The organism is Paenibacillus sp. (assembly GCF_035645235.1).
Lineage (GTDB): Bacteria > Bacillota > Bacilli > Paenibacillales > YIM-B00363 > Paenibacillus_AE.
In genome coordinates this window covers 1-5,371 of sequence record NZ_DASQMZ010000118.1, presented here as the reverse complement: position 1 = coordinate 5,371, position 5,371 = coordinate 1, and the positions used below count along the sequence as shown (strand labels likewise).

The following is a 5,371-nucleotide window of genomic DNA, read 5'->3' as shown; positions in this document are numbered from 1 at the left end:
ATCCGCACGCTCGACATCGGAGGCGACAAGGAGCTGCCGTACCTCGGCTTGCCGAAGGAAGCGAACCCGTTCCTCGGGCAGCGCGCTTTGCGCTTTGCGCTGCGGCGCGAGGACGTGTTTCGTCCGCAGCTGCGCGCGCTGCTGCGGGCGAGCGCGCACGGCAATCTGAAGATTATGTTTCCGATGATCGCCGTCCGGGAAGAATTTCTGTCCGCGAAGCGGCTGCTCGACGAGGAACGCGAGAAGCTTCGCCGCGAAGGCGTCCGCGTGGCGGAGCGTATCGAAACCGGCATGATGATCGAGGTGCCTTCCGCCGCGATCGCCGCCGATACGTTCGCCAAGGACGTCGACTTCTTCAGCATCGGCACCAATGACCTTATCCAATATACGATGGCCGCCGACCGCATGAACGAGACGGTGTCGTACTTGTACCAGCCGTGCCACCCCGCGATATTGCGGCTCGTCGACCTCGTCGTTCGCGCCGCCGCGAAGGAAGGCAAGTGGGTCGGCATGTGCGGCGAGATGGCCGGCGACGAGACGGCGATTCCGCTCCTCTTGGGGCTTGGCCTTCATGAGTTCAGCATGAGCGCCGGTTCCATCTTGCGGGTCCGCCGCCAGATCGGCGAGCTGTCCCGCGAGCGCTGGCAGGCGCTGGCCCGTCAGGCGCTCGAGTTGAGCTCCCAAGAGGAAATCCGCACGTTCGTACAACAACAAGGAAGGAGCGTGTCCGTATGATTACGGGTACATTCACTGTCGCGAATCCGCAAGGCTTCCATGTCCGTCCGACGAAAACGTTCGTCGAGAAGGCCGCTTCGTTTCCCTGCAAAATTTCCGTCTCTTGCAAGGGCAAGAAGGTGAACGGCAAAAGCTCGCTCAGCATGCTCACCCTCGGCATCGCCCACGGCGACGAGGTGACGCTCGAAATCGACGGCGAGCGGGAAGCGGAAGCGCTGGAGACGCTCGGCGCGATGTTCGCGCAAATACACGAATAACGAAGGGATGGCCGCCAGGAGAAGCTCCGAGGCGGCCGTTTTTACAATTTCTATAAAAAAAGGGTCCTTGTGCACTAGTCAACAATTATAAATAAAAATAAAATAAAGGGTAATAGAGTTATAAGGGGCTGATCTGATGACGCAATTCCTCCCCTCGGCGCCGCCTTTGTTTTCAGAAGAGCAATATCGATATATTCTGGAACAGATGCCGGAGCCCATAGTCGTTTACAGAGAATTCCGTATCGTCTACGCGAATGCGGCAGCCTTGCGCGTCGTTTGCGCCGTTTCGCCGGAACAAGTCGTCGGACGCTCCATCTTCGAATTTTTGCCCCCGAAATATCACGACGCCGCGTCGACCGAGGCCGAGCTGATCTCCCGGCGAGGCGCCCCCGCCGAACCGGTCATGAAGCAGTGGCTGCGGCTGGACGGGCAACTTGCGGACGTACTCGTCCGCGCGTTCCCGATCGATTACGGCGGCGTTCCTTCCGTCCTCTTGGTCTGCAAAGACATGACGACGGAAAAGGATTTCCAACGGTCGCTCTACCGCAGCGAGCAATTGCTGTTAAAAATTATCCAGTTTTCTCCCCAAGCGATTGTCCTCCACACCGACGATATCGTTCATTTCATCAACGATGCGACGATGCGCATGTTTCATGCGAAAGACCCGGCCGAGCTGATCGGCCGAAAAATATACGACTTTATTCATCCGGATTATCACGAGGTCGGGAAGTGGCGTCTTGCCCGTGCGAGGGAGTCCGGCGCCCGCCTCGACTTTGTCGTCCACAAGATGATACGTCTGGACGGCGAGGTGTTCGATGCGGAAGCGGCCAGCGTTGTAGTCGGAGATGTCGACGGGTGCCTCACCGTTCAGACCGTGCTTCGAGACGTCACCGAACGGCTGGCTTACGAGGAAAGCTTGCGCAGCAATTCCGAAAGGTTCGAACGATTAATCAAGTTTTTGCCGGAACCCATCGTCATTACGGATCAGGGCATGATCGTATACTGCAATAAACTAACCGCAAAGCTCGTTCGTCTGGAGCACGTCAGCGACGTGATCGGGCGGAGCATCCTTGAATTCATTCACCCTGACGACCACGCCGCGTCTATGGAAGTCGTCCGGGAAGTCTTGCAAACCGACGACCCCACGCCGTTCCGGGAACGCAGGCTCGTCTGCGGAGACGGAACCGTCATTACGGTCGAAATCTCCAGCATTCAAATTTATAACTATAACGGAAAGTCCGTTACATTGAGCGTCTTAAGGGACGTCACGGAACGCAAGGAAGCGGACGAGCTGCTCCTTCGCTCCGAGAAGCTCTCCGTCATCGGTCAACTCGCGGCCGGCGTCGCGCACGAAATTCGCAACCCGCTGACGTCGTTGCGCGGCTTTACGCAGCTGCTTCGCAAAGAGCTGGACCCCAAGAAATTTTATTATGTGGATACGATGCTCAGCGAACTCGACCGAATCAACTACATCGTGAACGACTTTATGAGCTTGTCGAAGCCGCATATCGTCGCCTACCGGGACCACGACATCGCCGAGCTGCTGCACGCCGTGCTGGTCATTCTCGAAAGCGAGACCACGCTGTACAATATCGCCGTGCACTTGACCGAGACCGGCGCCCGCCCGCGGGTGCGATGCGACGAGCATCGCATCAAGCAAGTATTTTTGAACGTGCTGAAGAACGCGATCGAAGCGATGCCGCACGGCGGAAGCATTCATATCGCGATAGCCGCCACGGACGGGCGCTGCTTATCGATTCGGATTCGCGACGAAGGCACGGGCATGCCGGAGGAGATCGTGCGGAAATTGGGGGAGCCGTTCTTTACGACCAAGTCCGACGGAACCGGCCTCGGCCTCATGATTTGCCAACGCATCCTCGAAGCCCATGGAGGCGCGCTTCGCATCGCGAGCGTACCCGACGCCGGCACGACCGTGACGATCGAGCTGCCGATCACACCGGATCAACCCGTATAGCGTACATAAAGAAGGACGCCTCAGCCGTTGCCGGCGGGCGTCCTTCGTCGTTTATTCCGTCTCCAATTGCATGTTTAGCGTGAACGGCGGCTGAGCCTTGTCGAAATTCGGATTTTCCCCCGCGATCATGAGGCCCGAGCCCCAGTTGATATGCGTAATTTCCGTGGGGAAATCCGTAGGATCTTTGTATTGAAACAAGACGTTCCGCCGCGTCCGCTCGCTCCGGTTCGGCCCCGACCCGTGAATCGTCAAGTAATTGAAAAACAACACGTCTCCCGCTTCCGCCGGGCAAGGCGTACCCATCGAAATCGGATATTCGACATGGTTTAAGTAATGGCGGCCGACATGCTTGATCGGTCCTTGTTTATGTGACCCCGGAACGACGTGCAGACAGCCGTTCGCCTCGTCCGCGTCGTCCAGATGCAGGCTTGCCGCCAGCATCGTGTGCTTCGCGTGGGGGAAATACGGATAGTCCTGGTGCATCGGGAACGCGGCCCCGTTTTCCGGCGGCTTCACCAGCATCTTGGAGTGATGGATTTGCACGTTCGGCCCGATCAGCTGCGTCAGCACCGCGACCATCTTCGGGTTCGTCATCGCCCGCATGAACGCGGCGTCGTGATAATGAACGTCATGAAATCCCTTCAATACGAGCTTCTTCAATTCATCAGCCGGAAGGTAATCGCCCTGCCAGGCATGGTTGGCGTCCCGCTTCGCCTTGGCCGCTCGCTGGATGATGCGCTCGACCCCCTCGCGCATGATCTCGACCTCGGCCTTATCGATGACTCCTTTTACCAATAAATACCCGTTTTCGCGATAAAACTCCGCTTCTCTCGCTCCGATCATCGTTGAATCCCCTTTGCGTTCCTAGATGAAAACCGTTGACGGTTGTGACTTCAGTATATATCGGGTACGATGAAAGCGTATTTGCTTCGGGGCGACGCATTTTTACCCGAACCGGACATAAGAGGAGGCACCTTATGCTCAAGGGCAAGGAAAGCGAAGAGAGATTGAATCGCACGGCGCTGACGCTGCCTGGCGTCGATGCGACGTTTCGCGTTCATTTTTGGGGCGTAGACCAACAACACTATGACAATCCTGTTCATAAGCATTCGTTTTTTGAAGTGTGCTATGTGTGCGGAGGCGAAGGGATATACGAAGAAAAGGGGACCCTATACGCGCTGCGCGAAGGCGTACTGTTCTGCTCCCGTCCCGGCGTCGTCCACCAAATCCGAAGCTCGACCGGCCTCTCGCTTTGGTTTGTCGCCTTCGAGCTCGATGAGAGTCGCTCGACGCCCGCCGAGGCGGAACGATTCCGCCGGCTCGCCGAGGACGCCGAAGTATGCGTGCGCGGCGCCGGCGAAGCGCCGACGGTCGCCCTATGGAAGGCATTGATGCTCACGGATCAAGACCATCTCCGTCTATCGGACGCCGCCGTCGTCGCCGCGGCCCAAGCGCTGCTTCGTTCGTTCGCGGACGTATTTTCGCCCCGGCGCCCAGCGGCTTCCGCGCGCCGAGGGAGCTCGTCGGACATGCTGCTCCGACGGGCGAAGCTGTTCATCCGCGACAACTTGGAGCGCCCGATTACGCTCGCTCACGTGGCCGATTACTTGCACGTCTCCGAGCGCCACGTCTCCCGCGTCTTCGCCGAAGGCATTCATGAATCGTTCAATGGGTATGTACGGAAGGAACGGATCCGACAAGCGGCCTACCTATTAACCCGTACCGACGAAGCCATCAAGGACATCGCGGAGCGCACCGGCTTCGGCACGGTACACTCCTTCTCCCGCGCCTTCGCGCGCGAAACCGGCCTGCCCCCGGGCCGTTACCGGGAGGAGCGGTCCGTGTAACCGCCCCTCCGGCCTGCTTGCCTGCCGTAAGCCCGCCCCCGTTTGCCCATCTGTTTTGCCCGCACCGTTTGCCCATCTACTTTGTCCGCCACCGTTTGCCCATCTGCTTTGCCCGCCACCGTTTGCCCATCTACTTTGCCCGCCAATGTATGCCCATCTGCTTTGCCCTCCTCCTGCTCCTGCCTGTCTGCCTGTCTACCTGTCTCCCCGCCCATTACCCTTTGCCTTTTACCCGCCCGTTTGCCCGTTTCCTCTACCCGCGGTTCCCTTCGCTTTCTCGTCTCCCGTCGGACCGCTACATTCTCCCCCTTCCCGCACGCATTTCCCGCCTTTCGCCCCTTGCTCAGAAAAAGCCTCCCACTACGTCTCGTTTCCCAACACTTTTTTCCCTTTTTGAATATTTACACGGGAACATATGTTCCGTATAATATGGGTAGGAGGCGATCCCGGCATGTCTAACCAACAAATTGTGGAGGTTTTCTTTCGCCGGCGTTGGCCGGACGGCTTTCGCTGCCCCTTCTGCGCGTTTCCCGAGTTCTACCTTATATCCACCCGCT

At 58.3% G+C, this 5,371-nt stretch carries 6 protein-coding genes; 5 read left to right on the top strand and 1 reads right to left on the bottom strand.

Going from position 1 to position 5,371, the window contains the following annotated elements:
- From ptsP to VEZ38_RS10775, 3 genes are all read left to right on the top strand, one after another.
- Positions 1-735, top strand: a 735-nt coding sequence (ptsP, locus tag VEZ38_RS10785) for a phosphoenolpyruvate--protein phosphotransferase (protein WP_324893364.1), incomplete at its 5' end; no start/stop codon positions are given.
- Positions 732-992: an HPr family phosphocarrier protein gene (locus VEZ38_RS10780; protein WP_324893363.1), complete on the top strand. Its 261-nt coding sequence runs from the start codon at positions 732-734 to the stop codon at positions 990-992. The genes ptsP and VEZ38_RS10780, both read left to right, overlap by 4 nt.
- Before the next feature lie 136 nt (positions 993-1,128).
- The gene (locus tag VEZ38_RS10775) at positions 1,129-2,967 is read left to right on the top strand and encodes a PAS domain S-box protein (RefSeq protein ID WP_324893362.1); all 1,839 of its coding nucleotides are present in this window, start codon (positions 1,129-1,131) and stop codon (positions 2,965-2,967) included.
- A gap of 51 nt (positions 2,968-3,018) precedes the next feature.
- On the opposite strand, the gene VEZ38_RS10770 is transcribed toward VEZ38_RS10775, so the two are convergent.
- Entirely contained in the window at positions 3,019-3,810 is a 792-nt protein-coding gene (locus VEZ38_RS10770; RefSeq protein WP_324893361.1) for a phytanoyl-CoA dioxygenase family protein, read from the bottom strand.
- 134 nt (positions 3,811-3,944) lie between these two features.
- Between VEZ38_RS10770 and VEZ38_RS10765 the strand changes: the two genes are divergently transcribed.
- Together VEZ38_RS10765 and VEZ38_RS20635 are read left to right on the top strand one after the other, a co-directional pair.
- Positions 3,945-4,814: an AraC family transcriptional regulator gene (locus VEZ38_RS10765; RefSeq protein ID WP_324893360.1), complete on the top strand. Its 870-nt coding sequence runs from the start codon at positions 3,945-3,947 to the stop codon at positions 4,812-4,814.
- A 415-nt stretch (positions 4,815-5,229) separates the two neighbouring features.
- A partial coding sequence (locus tag VEZ38_RS20635) for a transposase (RefSeq protein WP_414694700.1) occupies positions 5,230-5,371 on the top strand: 142 nt, incomplete at its 3' end.

Excerpts from the sequence above, each read along its gene's own strand:
- VEZ38_RS10770 (WP_324893361.1), bottom strand. The coding sequence starts at position 3,810 with ATGATCGGAGCGAGAGAAGCGGAGTTTTATCGCGAAAACGGGTATTTA.
- VEZ38_RS10780 (WP_324893363.1), top strand. The coding sequence starts at position 732 with ATGATTACGGGTACATTCACTGTCGCGAATCCGCAAGGCTTCCATGTC.
- VEZ38_RS10775 (WP_324893362.1), top strand. The coding sequence starts at position 1,129 with ATGACGCAATTCCTCCCCTCGGCGCCGCCTTTGTTTTCAGAAGAGCAA.
- VEZ38_RS10765 (WP_324893360.1), top strand. The coding sequence starts at position 3,945 with ATGCTCAAGGGCAAGGAAAGCGAAGAGAGATTGAATCGCACGGCGCTG.